The sequence below is a fragment of the Vibrio hepatarius genome, from assembly GCF_011806575.1.
GTDB lineage: Bacteria > Pseudomonadota > Gammaproteobacteria > Enterobacterales > Vibrionaceae > Vibrio > Vibrio hepatarius_A.
The window spans coordinates 61,808-79,910 of the sequence record NZ_JAATOO010000017.1 but is presented as its reverse complement, the minus strand read 5'-3'; the positions used below and the strand labels follow the sequence as shown (position 1 = coordinate 79,910).

Below are 18,103 nucleotides of genomic sequence, written 5' to 3'. Positions count from 1 at the left end.
GACTTATTCTCCGAAAGCAGCAGTCATTTGACAGGGAACACTAGTTAAATATGTGCTAGATTGATTCTTCATCTTGATTTGTATCTAAGGCTCTACACGAGTCGGTTTTAAATCTTTCACGTTGACTTTCATGCCATCTTTTAACCATTGACTGCCAATCGTTACAATCCGGTCGTTTTCCTCTACGCCAGCTTTTATCACGACATTTCCGTCATTTAGGTTGGTACCTAACTCCACTGTTTTTTTTGATACCGTGTTGTCATCGGATAACAGCCAAACATAGCGCTCTTTATCTTTGACATTAATTGCCGTTTGCGGCACCAACACATTTTCCTCCTTGGAATCAAGAAAATGCCTAACATTGACGAACATACCTGGCGATAATTGAAAATCTGGATTTTTAACTCGAGCATGAACATCAACTCGACCAGAGTTAATATTCACATTTGGTGAAATATAATTAACAACACCGTGGAATTTTTTGTCTTTAACCGCCGCAGAAGTAATTTCAACTTTTTGATTTAAATATATTTCTTCAAGCTTATCTTGGCTGACAGAATAAAATACTTCGATTGGATCCCCTTTATAAAGGGTGACAAGTGGGTCGAACGCTTCAATATAACTACCGACAGACTGTTTAAAGTCCGCTAACCTGCCATTGAAAGGGGATAACACACGATAATTATCCAAAATGGCTTTTTTTTGTTCCAACTCGGCCTTGGCTAAGTTTGCTAGCTCATTGAGCTCGTAGAGCTTTTGCGGGGGAATCGAGCCGGGTTCTCGCTCAATCATATCTTGACTGCGGCTGAGCTTATTTCTTGCGAGGTTAAACTCGCTTCGCGCTTTGGCGACGTCTGCTCTAGCAATGCTGCCATCCAACTCGGCAACCACTTGATTTTTTTTGACTTCATCGCCATCTTGGAAATGTATAACGTTAATTTTTTCAGCGATATTAAAACTTAATACTACTGAGTCGACTGCGTACATTTTTCCAACATCAGAAATTTCTACTGGCACTGTTTTTAATTTTGCTTCCGACACAACGACGCGAGCAATTTCGTTAGCTTGGTTGTTTTTTACTTCCGCTTTTGACGCTAAAGGTGATATTAAGACCAAAAATAAAGCTATGACTAGAAACGTAAACCTGTACATTCATGTTTTCCTACAAAACGTAAATTCAGGTTAAGACTTGTTGAAAGCAATGATAGAAATGTCATGTTTTGGTAAACTATCTGAAATTTATTTAATTATTAGGTCCAAAAACACAATAACTAAATTCAAATATATTTTTATTCTTATATGACAATAAAAATATATAATAAAACATATGAATCAGCTACGACATTAATTTATTCACATCTACAGGTTGTTAATATTGTTTATAACATTAAGTTGCACAAAAACAGTATTGTCTAAATTAAACATTACTGATTTTAACTTTATTAATATATTAATACCCAACGTGATTTATAAGTTAAGCAGATGCGTATTGACAATAAATAACACACGAAAATAAATCGAGTGCCGTTTTAACCGAACTTAGCAAAATCACGTAAGCTAAACTTAATAGAAGCAATCAATGTCGCTATGAGAGTTGAAAGGAAAAATGAAAAATCTCACCATATTTTATGATGGTACTTGCCCGATTTGCGCGAGAGAAATGCGTGCTCTTAAGCAGTACGACAAAGCCAATCGCATCATATTGGTGGATATCTTTCATCCTGACTTTGAGCACTACCCACAAATCGACGCGCAAAAAGCAGCAACCATCTTGCATGCCTTAGACGAGTACGACCGCTTATGGCTTGGCTTAGATGTCACTTACCAAGCGTGGAAATTGGTTGGTAAAGGCTGGATGTATGCGCCATTACGCTGGCCACTCATCAAACCGATCGCCGATTGGGCTTACCTACGCTTTGCCAACAATCGCTATTCGGTTTCAAAGTGGATTCTCGGCAGTAGAAAGTGTGACAACAACCAATGTTCTTAACATTCCTACGCCATTATCCAACACTAAGTATACATTTACCCACTTCGTTTCACAGTCCGGCTCTAAACTTTTAGTTAAGCTATAAAACAAACTAATGTGTTAGTAGTAACTCATTGTTTTATTAGTTAAAGAATCTCTCTCAGGGATAATTCAAGACAGGAAGTTAGTATGAGTCTGAGCATAAAAAACCGTCTATACGTTTTAGCGCTGATCCCCCTACTCGTGATTACCATCGGTATGTTGAGCGTCACTTACGTGAAAACCAACGACCTTAATCGTGAGCAGGCCGAAATTACTCGCCAAAACATGATGGATATAAAAAAAACTGAGCTAAAACAGTTCCTCCAACTGGCGACATCGTCAGTTGAACCGCTTTTAAAGCAAGGAGCACCACGTGAAGACGCACTGCCAATACTAAAAAGTTTAGAATACGGTGAAACCGGATACATCTTTGTCTACGATTCAAAAGGGGTACGAATCGCTGTTGGCAACAACGAGAAAGGTATCGGTGAAAGCTTTTGGGACTTGCAAGACAAGAAAGGCAACTTCCTGATTCAAGACCTGATTCGAAATGCCAAAACTGGTGACTACACCACCTATTACTTTCCAAAACTGGGAGAAACCGAAGCCTTGCCGAAACTCAGCTTTTCGGTCTTCATCCCTGAATGGGACGTTATGCTAGGTACAGGGTTTTATACCGATGACGTTGATGCAGTGATCGCGAATATGGAACAAACCTCCACGGAAGCATTAGAAGCAACCCTATCGACTATTTTCCTTTTCTGTATTGTGATCTCTGCAATCGTTGCATTGTTTGCTGTGGTGGTGAACAGAAGCATCATGCAGCCCTTGAAAAAATTTGACGATTCAATCAGTGCATTTGCAACGGGTGAGGCCGACCTTACCGCGCGTATGGAAGCCTTCAGCGCACCTGAGTTTTCTCGATTAAGCGAGAGCTTCAATGCTTTTGTCGCGAGTCTGCAATCTATTATCCGCAGCGTGAGCGAAGTCGGCCAACAAGTCGTCAACGAAACCAACAGCATGTCTGGCAGGGCTACACAAGTCGATGAGTTAGCCTCTGGTCAACGCGAGGAGACAGAACAAGTAGCCACCGCAATGACAGAGCTAACGACGACAGCGACCGAGATCTCCAATAACGCGAGCCAGGCGGCGCAGTCAGCGAAAGAAGCGGATGACAATGCCAAAGACGCACAGGATATCGTCAACTCTGCGGCTAAATCGGTAGAAGCACTCGCCCAGGAAGTCTCACAAGCGAGCAACGTCATTTCTCACCTCGAGGGCAACGTGAAAAACATTGCAGTTTCATTAGGTGTGATTCAAGACATCGCCGAGCAAACCAACCTACTCGCCCTTAATGCCGCGATTGAAGCGGCACGAGCCGGGGAGCAAGGTCGTGGTTTTGCCGTCGTCGCAGACGAAGTGCGCAAACTTGCGAGTCGCACGCAAGAGAGTACTGGTGAAATACATCAGATGATTGAGCAACTCAAATCGGCGTCTGATGCCGCAGTGAAAGCCATGGACTCGAGCCAAACCTTGAGTACCAGCACGGTAGAAGAAGCCAATTCAGCCGCTCAGGCTTTAGTGAAGATTCAAGAGTCCATCGGCACGATTATGGATATGAATGCCCTGATCGCCACCGCCACTGAAGAACAAAGTATTGTTGGTCACGAGATATCTCAACGCGTGGTTGTCATTTCGGACCAAAGTTCTCAGTCTGCAGAGTTGGCGAACGAGAACCGTTCAGGCAGTCAAGAGCTTAACCAGCGAGCCGCTCAGTTGTACGATCTTGTCGACCGATTTACGGTGTAAATTGTGGAACAAAAGAGCCCGCGACTACGCGGGCTTTTTTACATCTGGAGATTCGCTAATCTGCTGCAAAAACTCTTGTGCCATGCGTGGAGAAGAGAGACGAATAAAACGAATATGCTGGTAATCTTCGTTTGCCATATCCTCCACATAACGTTGCCGGTTGGAGTGATATGTCTTTAATGTCCACAGCAAAATCGAGTCACGACTAAACAGTGAGCGAGAGAATGTTTCCACATTGTTGGTATTCGGCCATATCTCTTTGCCACTGACACAACGGTGAAATGCTCGGGTTGTTGCTTGAAAAAGAGTTCGTAGAAAGGAGTAATCGACCCATACAATGGTATCCACATCCTTCCATTTCACTGCTCTGGTACGATTGTAGTTGCCGTCAAGCACCCAATGTTCAGCCGATAAAGCATCCGACAGCTTTTTGAGTAACTCTTCGTCGCTTGTTCCTTGCCAGTTCTTTTTCCAGTACAGGCGATCCATTTCAATATGCGGACAGTTAAGCGCTAGTGCCAGCTGTCGGCTGAAGGTAGATTTACCGCTTCCACTCGTTCCTACTACGTTTATTCTGCGCATATTCACCCTAGAAGCTTTGCAATCACGTGAGTAAAGTAGAGCAATTGTTGTACAGATGAACAAGATTCACAAACCACAGGTAACAAAAAAGCGACCTCCGCGGTCGCTTTTAAACGTTAGAATGAATAAGGCAGTGAGTTGACTAACTGAGTAACAGCCAAACGCCGACAGTCATCATCAGCGATCCCGCAATACGATTCATCAAGCGCACGTTTTGTGAATGTCCTAATACGCGTTTTAATCCTTTACCACCCGTCGCGTAAAGCGTCATACAGACAAACTCGAAAAACAAAATGATCGCTACCAATACGACAAGTTGCGGCGCAAGGTCTGCGTTTTGGTCGATGAACGGTGGCAGCAACGAAATCATAAACGCCCAGCCTTTTGGGTTGGCTATTGCCGTTACAAATCCCTGCACCACAAGATCCCAATCACTTTGCGGTGCGCTTGGGCTGTCGTCCATGTTGATCGCCAGTTTACCGCGAGAACGCCACATTTGAATGCCCAAATAAAACAGGTAACCGCCACCAATCAGTTTTAACGCGACAAACAACCAAGGGTAGTTAAGCATTATCGCCGCTATCCCCAACACGGCCGCAACAGCCACTAACCCCACACCGACCAGTTCACCGACCATCATCCATAACGTACGCTTGTAACCGACACTCATGCCAAGTGTCAGGGCGAGGGTCATACACATCCCTGGTGTGATTGAAACGAAGAAAAAGGTGGGAATAAACATCCCCAGCAACGCGGTATTCATCAGCTCACTATCTTTGCAATTATTAATTGTTCAGACAGATTATCACGCTTTTTACATTTGTAACAAAAACAGAAAAGGCGCAAACGCGCCTTTAGATTTCAACATAACAATACTCGTTGCTATTGTGCTGCACTTTGTATTCTCACGTGGAGTTCGTCTTTCATCGCAGCTCGATTTTGCTTCATCTTAAGCATTTCTTCGTCACTAATAGGGGAATCCCTTAGTTCTAATTTTCGGATCTCTTTATCCAATAGGTCGTATTGTTTCATCTCATCAAAAAACGTTTCGTCAGATTTTGCTAGTGCGGTAATAGTGTCTTTGTATTCAGGAAATTCTTTTAACAGAGAATGGTCTTCACCTAACATATAAACCCCTTCTTTAGTTCATGGTGGAACAACAAAATCGATGGTTATTTAGTCAATGTTAGCAGTAATCCAGCCACTCAGTTGAGATCTAAGTCTGTTGATAACAGGTAGAACAAAATAAAACTGTCAATTTGCAAAAGTGAACAATACAGCGCGAAGGTAGTATTCCCCTGCTCATTACGGTAGCATTGCCGACCTTTTTCTGCGCTTGGAGGTTTTATGTTTATTGGCTTTGACTACGGTACAGCAAACTGTTCTGTGGCAAAAATGGAACACGGCAAACCAGAACTTTTAAAGCTAGAAGGCGATAACGTTTATATTCCGTCCACGCTGGCAGCACCGACGCGTGAGTCCGTTGCTGAGTACTTATTTAAGTTTCGCGATATCAAGCCTTACGATGGAATTGGTGAGCAAGTATTAAGACGTGCAATCGCCCTTAATCGCGAAGAAAGTATCGAACTTGAAGCCTCAGACCTAGCCTTTGGCAACGCGGCTTTGGATCTGTATCTCGAAGACCCAAGTGATACTTACTATGTAAAGTCACCAAAATCTTTTTTGGGCGCATCAGGTCTGCGTGATGTCCAAGTCAGTTTCTTTGAAGATCTCGTTTGCGCCATGATGGATAACATCAAACGCAATGCGGAAGCTAATGCCAACCAAATCATCACTGATACCGTAATCGGTCGTCCGGTTAACTTCCACGGCAGAGACAGCGACGCCGCCAACCAACAAGCTGAAAGTATTTTGCTTAAAGCGGCTAAACGTGCGGGCTTCAAAAATGTCGAGTTTCAGTTCGAGCCTGTCGCCGCAGGATTAGAATACGAAGCGACGCTTAACGAAAACAAAACCGTACTAGTGGTAGATATCGGCGGCGGTACCACCGACTGTTCTTTAATTGAAATGGGACCGAGTTGGCGCGGGCAAGCGGATCGGACGCAAAGTCTGTTGGCACACAGTGGCCAACGAGTAGGTGGTAACGACTTAGATATTGCGCTCGCGTTCAAACAGCTAATGACGCCTTTTGGCCTTGGTAGTAAAACCACCGCGAATATTGTGATGCCGACGATTCAGTTTTGGAACCCAATCGCGATTAACAGCGTCGACGCACAGAGTGATTTCTATTCCCGCACTAATTTGGCCACGCTCAACCAACTGAAGAAAGACGCACAAGAGCCAGAAAAGCTGGCAAGGCTGCTGGAAGTGTTCCACGAAACATTAGGCTATCGAATCGTCCGACAGGCCGAAGAAGCGAAAATTGCACTTTCCGAACAGCCACAATATCGCGTTATGATGCAGGTACTGTCAGAGCAACTTGAAGTGGATATCCACTTCAATGATATGGTCGAGGCGATAGCATCACCAAAACAGAAAATGGCAGAGCTTGTGAAAGAAGCCGTTGAGCAAGGCGGCGTTACACCTGACGCAATCTTTATGACTGGAGGCTCCGCTCGCTCACCGATTTTACGCGGCGCGGTACAAGAAACCTTACCCAACATTCCCGTTGTGAGTGGTAACTATTTTGGTTCAGTCACGGCTGGCCTCGCACGTTGGGCAGAAGTATGTTTTAAGTAACCACAAAATTCGCCAGCCTGAGTGAAATTCAAGGCTGGCTATTTACATTGTAAACCGCTCCCTCTGCTTCTTTTTTTGACTCAATACGCCCGAGTCATTGCTACTGAATCCCCCCCTTTTGCGACTTTTTCTAGATAGAATTATGCTACTCTTGCATTGCATAATTTTCTCAGGAACTCTTCCATGTCTGCTGCAAACACCGTTATCGTTCTCGACTTTGAAACCACTGGCTTGTCTCCCAATATGGGTGACCGAGCAATAGAAATTGGTGCCGTTAAACTGGTTGACGGGCAAGTCGCCGACACCTTTCAGCAGCTAATGAATCCAGGGTTTAGAGTCAGTTCGTTTATCGAAAGCTATACAGGGATCAGCAATGCAATGCTGGCTAGTGCACCGAGTTGCGAGCAGGTTATGGAAGAATTTAATCACTTCATCGGCAGCGACAACTTAGTGGCCCACAACGCTTCGTTTGATAAGCGCTTTCTCGACGCAGAACTTGAACGCTTGAACACACGTTACACTGGCGAGTTTGCTTGCTCGCTGCTGATTTCTCGTCGCCTAATCCAACACGCACCGACGCATAAATTGGGCGATTTGGTACGCTACAAAAACATCGATCATGACGGCGTGTTTCACCGTGCGTTAGCAGACGCAGAGATGACTGCAAAGCTATGGATGTTAATGGTGAATGATCTCGAGCAAAGAGGCATCGCCTCACCCACGTTTTCACTGATGCAAACCATCGCAAAAACCAATAAACGCTCTGTCGAAAAGCTGCTGTCTGTGCAGCGAGGTTAGAATGTCGATAACGACCCGTCCCGCAAACGAACAAGATTTTTCATTTCTGTTTGAATTAAAGAAAGCGGCTGAATATGACGCTATCGAAGCCGTATTTGGTTGGGATGAACAATTACAAATGAGCATCCATCAACAGGAATGGCAGCAAGCTCGTCCTGTTATCATCTTAAATGACGGCGAAGCCGTTGGGAGTTATCTTTTTCAAGATCAGGCTGAGCACTGTTACTTTGGACGCTTTTTCTTGCTGCCGAAAACGCAAGGAAAAGGAATAGGTAGCAAAACCCTCCATACCGTAGTCGCACAGGCAGAGTTTAAACAAAAGCCGATAAAACTCGTTCACTTACAGGGGAATCGTGTTCACTCACTCTATCAACGCTTTGGATTCATCATCTCTGCTCAAGACGAGCATTTTGTTTATATGCAGAAAGCGGTAAGTCAATCTGAGCCAAACCAGCCGCAATCACTTTTTCATGATTACAATTCTTCTTCAAACGCTTCTTCATCTAGCAATGAAGTACTCTTAATTTCGTATTGATTAAATGAGAAAATACTCGGCCCATGAGAACGTTTGGTGATGACTTTTTCTTCTCCAAACTGAATCGTAACGTGGGAAAAGACTTTGCTTTTCACCTCGATACGATTTTCTTCTAGCGCTTTATTTAGCTCATGCTCATTGGAGTCGCGCGCTAGTTTAACCTTTTCGAGCTGTGCGTTGGCTTGTTGTTTCTCTTTTTCCAACGCTTCTTCTTGTCCTTCAGCGCGTTCCGATTTCGGTGTTTTCTTTAGCTCAAGCTCTTTTCTTACCAACTTCATCGTTGCTTCTTGAGCTTGGTTGTATTGCTCTTTGAGTTTGTTTTGACGGTCTTTATACATCTGGAAACGGGCAAACGCTTGTACGTGTGTAGCGGTGTCGCCCTCAACGCCAAGTTCAACACAAGTAATTTTTCCGCCGACTTTTGTGTGGCCGCCGCTGAGTGTACCGCGCTTCTCGGGCCCGTCAGCAATGGTAAGGTTCTTACCGCACTTCACTTCGCTGTTCATGCAGTGAAGGGTGAGGTGAATATCTTCACCCGCTTGCAGCTCACTAAATTGGGCGTATTGCGCGGTAATATTCCCGCCAGATTTCACCACACAGCTTCGTGGTTCCGTTTCCGATAAGTTGTGGCCAATGATCCCTTTTGCAACTTGGATGTCGCCCTGAGCCTGCACGTCCGCCGACTCAATGAATCCACCGATTGTAATGTTCCCCATCGCACGAACAATCATATCGGACTCGACGTTACCGAGTACAATCACATCACCTTTGAACTTCACGTGCCCTGTCGCTACGCCGATTTCAGGTAAACACAGAGCGTCACTCACATCGACACTGCGGTCTTTGAAAGTCGGCATACCTGAGACGGTCGCGATAAGTAGATTCGGATCTTTAGACGAAATTTCTGTGCCTTTACCCGCTTTGAGTAAGGCATCTTTACCAGGTTTAGGATGGATAACTTGCCCGAGTACAGTGATGCCTGGTTTGCCGCGTGTTGCAGGCATTCGACGCATCACAGGTTGATGCTCAGACACATTGATGGTTTCACCTAAATCCAGCATGTCGACTTTGCCTTCACTCCGCCCTTCTTTAGGCGCAAGGACTTGTTTAGCGGGGTCTTCGACTAAGGGAATAAACTTGGCGTCCTGACCTTGAACTGGATCGGTGCCTTTGGCGACGGCTTGCGTGAAGCGCTCACCAGGATTGAGCTGGTGGCTCATGACTAACACTTTTTTCAGAGCAAGCTTGTTAATGCCTCGTTTTATTTTGGCTTCTGCTAACGCTTGAACAATTTGCGGACCTTTCAGAGGTTGGCCTTTGTACGCACCTGTGACAGTGATGACTGCCAACATATCGTGATCTTTAAGCTCGACTTCCAGCGTAGCGTCTCTGACTTCGGCAATAGTTGTCCCTTCATATGCCTCTGGGTTGCCGTTTTTTGCCAGGTTAATAAATACCTCGACACTCTCTTCGAGAACGAAAAACTGGCTTGCGCCAATTAACGACAACGCATCAGACAAACCTCGACGGTCGAAGTTCTTATCAACATCAACGTCTGGCTCCAACTTTGCGATAACGGAACGGTTATCATCTGACAAAGCGACAAATTTATCCCACATATGAACATCAGCCCGTAAAACTCCCTGTTCCGAGTGTATGCAATTTGCTCGCCGACCTGTATCGAAAATATGACAAATTAGACGCTAGTCACTTAATGGTCGCTATTTTTGTCGGAAGTGTAATTGGAATCGAGATAACAAAATGAGGTAATCAATATTAATATCAACTACAAGCTATAGCGCGGTGTTTGTAGCAGAGATAAAAATCAAACTAAGCTTATGAATTTAAAGTGTAAAATACCATGTCTTTACACTGTAAATCGACAAGCTAAACCTTCATAGCACTCGCGTTTACAGTGTAAATTCAATCCACCAAAGGCTGGCTTGCTAACAGCTTAGTATTTAAATCGTGTCGGAACTGCTGTTCGGCCTGCTTCTTCCCCGTGAGTGCAAACTCATCCACACACTGTTGCCAAGTGTAACCTTGTACTACCTTGCGAAGTACTAAGTCACTAAACAGCGAAACTAACTCAGGAGCTCTCTTCCATAACGAGTCTAGTACAGGGGCAATGCTGTCATAGCTCGCTCCGCCATGACAGTAATGGCGAATCAATGCTGGTACATCAGGTAATTCAACGAAAGCATCGTCTTGCGCGACCAATTTACGGACGAGGTCAATCTCAATATCTTGGAACAAAGACGGCAGTGAAAACTGAATATACTGACGGAAGTAATCTCTGGTCTGCTGCACGAGTGCACTTGCCCCATGAACCATGATCAAGGAGTGCGTGCCGCTTGCTTGTTCTCTGCTACTACCTAGTCGAACCGATTGGAATCCACAACGTTGCCAGAAAGAAACCAAATCGCTGGTTGCCCCAAAGCTGGTTGAGTAGAAATCATATTGACCTTTCTCAATCAACTGCTCCAGCATCGTCTGCCCTACTCCACTGCGTTGATGCTGTGGGTGAACGGCAATACGCATAATACGTAAGCTGCGCATCTTTGCCGCATCAGCCAAACCGAGTTGATTCGCTAACGTAGTCGCGACCAAGTGGCCTTTCGGACGACGTTTGCCATGCTGAATGTCTGCGATCAGCTCATCAGACAATCCACCTTCTTCTACAGCCAGCATGCAGCCGAGACACACTTGATTCTCGAATCTCGCATAGACATGAATTGCATCGTCGTTGAGGAGCAACATTAAATCGTTTGGCGAGGTTTGATAATGCGCGTTAACCAACAACGCAAAGCAAGAGCGAAGCAAGTCAGGTTGTTCGAACAAACGCTGCTTATCAAGTAACTTAAGTTCACCGCCAACAGCAGCGCTCGCTAGCTCATTCAACTCGGCGTCGAGGAGAAATGTGCTGAAGTGCCATTCTTCTAGAGGGTCTTGGTTATTCCAGCGAATAGGTTGGTCTAGATGATAGTGGTGATAACCGGGACGATTAGCGCTCAGCCAAGTTTGAAACTTAAGCGTAAAGCCTCGTCCACAACCTTCGTAACCGTGTACGGTGGTCGAAAAGACGGTGCGATGATAGTGCTCAACCATTCGCTTAAGCATTGGGATAGGAATCGCAGACGCTTCATCGACAAACAAACAATCGCATTGAGGACGACGACGCAATACTTCATCCGGCGAAACGAATTCCAATACGGAGTCACCACAAACAATGCGTCCTTGTGTTTGCTTTGCATCGTCAAGTAACCGTAACGCGTGTTCGAACACAGGTTGGACCGTCGCCATAGACGGTGCGGTCAAAACAATATGAATTTTACGGCGGTTTATTAGTTCTGCTGCGGCGATACCTAAGGCACTGCTCTTTCCTCGCCCACGGTCAGCGGTGATGACTAACGGACGCTTTCGGTGTCCTTCTACCACTTTTCGCACTAACTCAACGGCTTGTTGCTGCTGTACAAACGGCTCTGCCAGTGATGCTTGACTATCAGAAAGCACTGGTAGTGGTTTGTCTTGTTCGATTATAAGCAGTTGTTCCAATGCGCGTTGAAGCCAACAATCACCTAACGACGTCGGTTGACTTTTTTTAGGTAGAATCAGCACCAGTCCGCCACCGACAACGCAGCCAATTGCGGCGCTAAAGCTGTTCGCGTCAAAGCCATTATCAAAATCACAGACGAGCAGACGGCATTCCTGTCCCAGCAATTGATGTCCTTTGGCGAACCCAACACTCTTGCTAACGTAATCGGGCGCTTGCCCACCGAGTTGAAATACGTGCTGTGGTGCAATTTGCTCTGCCGCTTGTTGTATCCATGATTGTTGCCATTTCCCGTCGCCTTTAAGCACTACACCAAATCGGTGCCGACGCGTAGTTGCACTAGCGAATAGCTGACTTATGTAATTTCTGTTCTCAACCATGGAGTACTCAAGTGGGTAATTAAACTAATGAGAACAATATTATGGCATAAAAAAAGCCGCTCTCGGCGGCTTTTAATATCGTGGTTCGCTATTGCAGCTTGCCTGATACGAAGTCTAGGATTTCTTGCATCAGCGTATCGTCGACTTTCTTCAAGTTGAGCGACAAGCTGTTGCCTTTGCGCGTGTAGCTCGCTCTGCCTTTGACTAAATCAGTCTTTGCAGAAACCGCCGCTTTCTTTGGCGACAGCTCTTCAATCCAGGCTTCAATGGTTTCGGTTACGTCTTTAGTGATACGCGCGACACCCTGTGCTGAGCTACGTTGCCAAACAAAACCGTCTTTAGAACTGCATTTCTCCAGCAACGCAGAACGTTTTTCGTCGTTGAGCGTGTTGTACTGTTTGTGCAGTTTAACGATAGTTGGACGACCTAAGTCTGCAACATTTGGATACGCTTGCAGTAATTCCAGCGGCAAATCTGCTGCCTTCAGCGCGCCACTGACCAGCGCTTCGCTACACTGGAACATTTTCGCTAATGCTTTTTGGTCTTCGGCTTCGCCGCTTTCTAGCTTGGCTAACATCTCTTTGCCCTTCTCGAAAAGAGACAGCGGTTTATGAGCGTTTGCCACATCAGATAAGAACTTAGCGTGTTCACCGCTAATATTCTCACCCACGTAAATTAGGAACTCTTTCTCCGCTAAGATACAAGACATACGGCGGCGGCTACCGTCCAATACTTCAATCTTGCCGTCTTCGCGTTTGCGACCTACTGCTGGGTATTGCTGACCACGCTCACGCAGTGTAACCAGCACATCAGACAGTGCGTGCTCGTTTAAGAAAGACTGCTCACGCGCGTTTTCTGCAAACACAACCGTTTGTTCACTCACCTGCTCGGCGGGAATGCGCACTAGTTCAAACTGAACCATCTCTTCACCTGCCACCGCAAGTTCAATCACTTGTGCCTGCTCTTTTGCAGCTTGCTGCGCTTGTTGAGGCGTCGTCACATGGCGTTTGTTTGCTTTACCAAATAATCTTGCGTTTAAATCTGAAGTTTTAATTGCCATAACCTAATTACCCCTGATTTAGTGATGACCAATGACTGTGGAGAACGCGTTCAAGCTCTAAAGCACTCTTTTGCACTGCGTCCTGTGCGGTAGCGAGGGTTTTCTTACCGCCTTCAAAATCACCGGTTGTGAGGTCAAATACCGTGCTGTACGTATCTGCACAAGTTTCAAATGCGCGGCTGCGAGGAATGGTCGCCATCATCACTTGATCACCCAACAAGTAGTTCATCTCCGTGAGTACCGCGACTTGCTTCTTATTGTCGTCTTCAAACATCGTTGGCATCAGACGTACGAACTCTAAACCTTGCCAATCTTCTGGGAACATTTCGTATACAGTAGGAAGATGCTGGAAGAAGTTGACCGTTGACGCCCAGTCTAAACGCTTAGCCGCACACGGAATCAGCAGCGCATTTGACGCGTACATCGCATTCCAAACCAACGGGTCAACGTGCGGACCGGTATCAATCATGATAACGTCAAACTCATCTGCAATCTTATCGATCAGCTTTTCTTTTAGCAGTTTGACGATATCCAGAGATTGGTTTTGCGATAAATTCTGCCAAGCTTCAGCATTAAACATCGCATCTTCTGGGAATGCTGATACCGTCTTCAAGTTTGGATACTGAGTAGGAAGCAGTACATTCTTTTGCAGGAATTCTTTATCGACTTCAGTACCGTCTGGCACGTTATCCAACATAACGTCGACAGCCGAATAGATATTCTCGTGGTCAGTCAGGCTGATTTGCGGGTTCAAGAACAAACGAAGTGAGCCCTGTGGATCCAAGTCAATCAAACAAATGCGATAGCGCTTATCAAGATTTAACGCCAGACACGCCGCTAAATGCACTGCGGTCATCGATTTTCCCGTACCACCCTTTTGGTTCTGTACGTTGATGATCCACGGTTTGTTGTCGCCATTTTTCTTACGTTCATGGAACTTGGGTATGCCCGCCGCGTCCATCAACATATGTGCTTCTTGCAAAGAAATCGAATAATGGTTTGCGTTATTTTTAGTGAACTGGTGACCAGACTCTTCCAGTTTACTGATCGCATCGTCTAGCTTGCGTCTTGTCAAACCTGAACGTGTTTCCATTAATGCTTTCGACATCGGTGGAAAGTGGTCGTCGCTACGTTCTTCTAACACAATCTCGATACGGTCAGCTTGGACCTGTGCAGTTTGCTCAGCTAACTGAATGAGACTTTCTATCGTTTGTTCTCTTTTCATTGCCAAATTCCGTTATTAATGATTTGCTTACGATTGTACAGCATTTAAAGACATATACAATAAAAAGGTGAACATTCACTTCTGCATTAACATCACATTAAATAGAATTATTTCAGTTGTTTTAATGACTATTAACAAAAAGCAAACCAGAAACGCCTATTTTCTACGTTGATAATGCACTGCAAATAGCTTTAAAATTAAAGTGTTACCGCGTCACATATTTACATTGTAAACATGTGATTATTCATTGAACGTCCGGAACGATTAGCTTTCGAGCATATTTTACGGCGGATGTCATTTTGACTTCTAATGCGGATAATTTAATCAATGCGATCTGGATCGAGTAGGGCATCACTTGGCAGGTGAAAATAAAATTAAGGAAAAACACGAAACGATGATCAAGGGGACATTCTTGATCATGCTTTCGGCTATAATTTGCCTTTAAGGAACGATGATCAAGGAATTCGCGCCGCATCGAGAACATTCCTATTTGCTCGATCGTTTGATTAAATTGATCGGAACAATGATCAAGTTAAGTGCGCTCCGGAAGCATGAAAATTTCAAGACGAATTACGGACGAATGCAGTTGAACTAAGGTTTGAGAGGATTTCAGGTTAGATTCCCGCCTCCGTCGAGCCACTTACAGTTGATTGTCCATCGTTCCGCAGTTTTCTTGATCATGCTTTCGACAAGTTTGGCTTTCATTCAGCGATGTGGATAACAATAGGAACGTGTCGCTCAAACGGTTTTGATTGGTGTTGATATGAGAAAATGGGCTATTTTACACTTCACCTTGATCATTCTTTCGTAAAAATTGAGCATGCCGTAGAGCAAATTCATAGAGAAAAAAGTAAAGTTATTCTTTCACTTGTGGATAACATGTGTTGTGTTGATGATCATGCTTCTGATATGTCTTTGATCATGCGTTCCTAAGTTTGATGATCATGGTTCTGAACGTTTTTGATCATGCTTTCAATAACTTATTGATCATGCTTTCGGGAATCTTATGATCATGCTTTCAGAGGCTCAAAAAAAAACTTATTTGATTACATGAAGTTATAAGCAAATCGTCTCCCTGATCAATAGATCATATAATCAATTTAGATCATATTAATCAGAAAGATCAGTTATTTAAAACAACAAGTTTTTTCTTTATTTATGATCTTTTTTTCTTTATTCTTCAGGAACTATAGCAATATTACGGCTAGTGTGATGCGGATCCAATAATGAGTTCTGAAGAAAAAATACTGATCAAAGCCCCAAGAAGCCACAAAGATGGACATTTGTTCGAGGTGTCTGAAACGGCGGTTAACTGGATAGAACAATACCAACACTTCAAAGGGGTAACGAAAAGTATCGTTGAACTTCTGAACCTTATCTCACTGCGCGGCTTTAGCAGCAAAGATGGTTTGGTTTCGACAACAGAACTGATCGACGCCACTGATGGACAAGTCACGAGAGCGGCTATTCAGCAAAGACTGAGAGCGGCTGTAAACATCGGTTTGTTCCAGCAAGTCCCAGTACGCTTTGAAGAAGGATTGGCAGGCAAGACCATGCTGCATCGCTTCATCAATCCTAACCAACTTATTTCTGTCCTCGGTGCCACCAGCTTAGTCACCGAATCGGTTAAGCAAAACGAAAAGCAAAAACGATCCAAAGCGTTGGCTCAAACTCAAGTCAACAAGCGTCTGCTCAATGAACACGGGCTGAATACACCGCCAGTGATGAAGGACGAAGCGGATCAGTTTGTTGTATCACCGACAAATTGGGCTGGGATCATCGACCAAGCACTTGCGCCGCCACGTACACGCAAGCAATACCAAAAAAGTATGGTGTCGATCTCCGGTACTCGTGCGGTGATTGAGACTCGATCATCGAAAAATATCATGACGGTCGACGATCTGATGACGTTGTTTGCGCTGTTTACGCTGACGGTGCAATACCACGAACACCACCAGCATCAGTACCAGTTGGACGGTACGCATGTGCCGAACAAAACACCGTTGTACATCACTGATATTTTGTCTTTGCGTGGCAAGAAAGACAGTGGACCGGCGCGTGATTCGATCCGCGACAGTATTGATCGGATCGAGTTTACTGATTTCCAGTTGCACGAGTTGACTGGTCGATGGCTCAGCGAGAACATGCCAGAAGGCTTTAAGAGCGATCGTTTCCGATTTTTGGCCCGTACCATTACTGCATCCGAAGAAGCCCCTACAGAGGGCGCTGACGGCGAAATACGTATCAAACCGAACCTATACATCTTGGTGTGGGAGCCCTCATTCTATGAAGAGCTGCTAACACGGGATTATTTCTTCTTGTTCCCACCTGAAATCCTGAAGCAGCACACCTTGGTATTCCAACTGTACAGTTACTTCCGTAGTCGCATGTCTCGTCGCCATACCGACGTTATGTTGCTAAGCGAACTTAACCAGAAGTTGGCGCGTAATATCGAATGGCGTCGTTTCTCGATGGATCTGATCCGAGAACTGAAACGTTTATCGGACGGGAAGGGGAGTGAGGATCTGTTTGTGGTTAACCTGTGGGGTTACCATTTGACGATCTCGGCAATCGTCGAAAAAGGCAAGATCAAAGATTACCAGTTTGATATCAAGTGTGACGCAGAAGAAGTATTGCGTTACTCGCGTGCCCGTACGACAAACGCGGGTAAGCGTAATATGGCGCCGACGTTGCCTAACCCACTGCGTAACGAAATGGTCACCAAACAGCAACTCGATGAGATGTCTCAGATCATCGACGGTGAGTTTGAACCGATCCAGCGCAAAGAACGATCGCCTAAAGGAAAATTAGGTCGTCGCGTGAAGCTGCGTAAACACCTGGTAGAGATCAACGCCGACGAGATCACCATTACTCTCTCTAAATATACCTCCTCAGAGGCTCTAGAACGCTCTATAACCGCGTTGGCGGCGATGACCGGGCATTCCCATGGTTCAATCCAAGAAGAGTGTCTGGAGCTCATAGACAAGCTTGACTACCTGCGTGTCGGTGAAGAAGCGATTCCATACGAAACGCTGAGTAAAATGGTTGAGCTGTATAATGGCCAGAGCGAAAACAAGCATTTATCGATTGAGCGCCTGATTGCTGGCTTAGCGGTGCGCCGGAAAGTGTGTAAACAAGTGTTGGAAGGGCATTTGGACGAAACCGTCTTCCGCGCATTAGACGAAGTCGCGGTGTAAGAAGTGCAAAGCCAGCTTACAATGCTGGCTTTTTCATATCGCTGCTACCGTGTCCATCTCAATAACCGACAAAAACCGCACACATCTCTGACAATCAACTGACATATAGCGCACTGCAACTGGTTATGATTTATCCCGAATAGACAACCTTAGTCCTTTCTTGATGGATAGGGAATTTCATTCCCTGATAGATTGGCTCATATTGTTACATTCATTCTGAATATTTTGGCGAGTTTTTTAACTCGCTATTTTT

The 18,103-nt window shown here is 45.0% G+C and carries 13 protein-coding genes and 1 pseudogene; 6 read left to right on the top strand and 8 right to left on the bottom strand.

Annotated features, from left to right (window positions below; translation table 11 throughout):
• Positions 1-84 precede the first annotated feature (84 nt).
• Positions 85-1,152, bottom strand: coding sequence for an efflux RND transporter periplasmic adaptor subunit (locus HCZ42_RS14370; protein ID WP_167421343.1), 1,068 nt, complete (start codon positions 1,150-1,152; stop codon positions 85-87).
• A 454-nt stretch (positions 1,153-1,606) separates the two neighbouring features.
• On the opposite strand from HCZ42_RS14370, the gene HCZ42_RS14365 reads away from it, so the two are divergent.
• Positions 1,607-1,990, top strand: a complete 384-nt coding sequence (locus HCZ42_RS14365; RefSeq protein ID WP_167421342.1) for a thiol-disulfide oxidoreductase DCC family protein — start codon at positions 1,607-1,609, stop codon at positions 1,988-1,990.
• A gap of 168 nt (positions 1,991-2,158) precedes the next feature.
• A complete protein-coding gene (locus tag HCZ42_RS14360; protein ID WP_167421341.1) occupies positions 2,159-3,820 on the top strand; it encodes a methyl-accepting chemotaxis protein in 1,662 nt (553 codons plus the stop codon).
• A gap of 24 nt (positions 3,821-3,844) precedes the next feature.
• Here HCZ42_RS14360 and HCZ42_RS14355 read toward each other — a convergent pair whose 3' ends face one another.
• From HCZ42_RS14355 to HCZ42_RS14345, 3 genes are all read right to left on the bottom strand, one after another.
• Positions 3,845-4,402: an AAA family ATPase gene (locus tag HCZ42_RS14355; RefSeq protein WP_167421340.1), complete on the bottom strand. Its 558-nt coding sequence runs from the start codon at positions 4,400-4,402 to the stop codon at positions 3,845-3,847.
• Positions 4,403-4,544: 142 nt separating this feature from the next.
• A complete protein-coding gene (locus HCZ42_RS14350) occupies positions 4,545-5,165 on the bottom strand; it encodes a LysE family translocator (RefSeq protein ID WP_167421339.1) in 621 nt (206 codons plus the stop codon).
• A gap of 119 nt (positions 5,166-5,284) precedes the next feature.
• A complete protein-coding gene (locus HCZ42_RS14345; protein ID WP_167421338.1) occupies positions 5,285-5,530 on the bottom strand; it encodes a YdcH family protein in 246 nt (81 codons plus the stop codon).
• Positions 5,531-5,749: 219 nt separating this feature from the next.
• On the opposite strand from HCZ42_RS14345, the gene yegD reads away from it, so the two are divergent.
• The 3 genes and pseudogenes from yegD to HCZ42_RS14330 form a co-directional block, all read left to right on the top strand.
• On the top strand, positions 5,750-7,102 hold the full coding sequence (gene yegD, locus HCZ42_RS14340) for a molecular chaperone (RefSeq protein WP_167421337.1): 1,353 nt from the start codon (positions 5,750-5,752) through the stop codon (positions 7,100-7,102).
• A 183-nt stretch (positions 7,103-7,285) separates the two neighbouring features.
• Positions 7,286-7,900, top strand: coding sequence for a 3'-5' exonuclease (locus HCZ42_RS14335; protein WP_167421336.1), 615 nt, complete (start codon positions 7,286-7,288; stop codon positions 7,898-7,900).
• Position 7,901: 1 nt separating this feature from the next.
• Positions 7,902-8,321, top strand: a pseudogene (locus tag HCZ42_RS14330) (GNAT family N-acetyltransferase); the annotation flags it as partial.
• Between the two features lie 53 nt (positions 8,322-8,374).
• Here HCZ42_RS14330 and HCZ42_RS14325 read toward each other — a convergent pair.
• From HCZ42_RS14325 to HCZ42_RS14310, 4 genes are all read right to left on the bottom strand, one after another.
• The gene (locus HCZ42_RS14325) at positions 8,375-10,054 is read right to left on the bottom strand and encodes a DUF342 domain-containing protein (RefSeq protein ID WP_167421334.1); all 1,680 of its coding nucleotides are present in this window, start codon (positions 10,052-10,054) and stop codon (positions 8,375-8,377) included.
• Positions 10,055-10,358: 304 nt separating this feature from the next.
• The gene (locus HCZ42_RS14320; protein WP_167421333.1) at positions 10,359-12,368 is read right to left on the bottom strand and encodes a tRNA(Met) cytidine acetyltransferase TmcA; all 2,010 of its coding nucleotides are present in this window, start codon (positions 12,366-12,368) and stop codon (positions 10,359-10,361) included.
• 88 nt (positions 12,369-12,456) lie between these two features.
• Complete coding sequence (locus tag HCZ42_RS14315; protein WP_167421332.1) at positions 12,457-13,428, bottom strand: ParB/RepB/Spo0J family partition protein; 972 nt, start codon at positions 13,426-13,428, stop codon at positions 12,457-12,459.
• 7 nt (positions 13,429-13,435) lie between these two features.
• On the bottom strand, positions 13,436-14,653 hold the full coding sequence (locus tag HCZ42_RS14310) for a ParA family protein (RefSeq protein WP_167421331.1): 1,218 nt from the start codon (positions 14,651-14,653) through the stop codon (positions 13,436-13,438).
• A gap of 1,226 nt (positions 14,654-15,879) precedes the next feature.
• Here HCZ42_RS14310 and HCZ42_RS14305 point away from each other — a divergent pair.
• A complete protein-coding gene (locus HCZ42_RS14305) occupies positions 15,880-17,850 on the top strand; it encodes a replication initiator protein RctB domain-containing protein (protein WP_167421330.1) in 1,971 nt (656 codons plus the stop codon).
• Positions 17,851-18,103 lie beyond the last annotated feature (253 nt).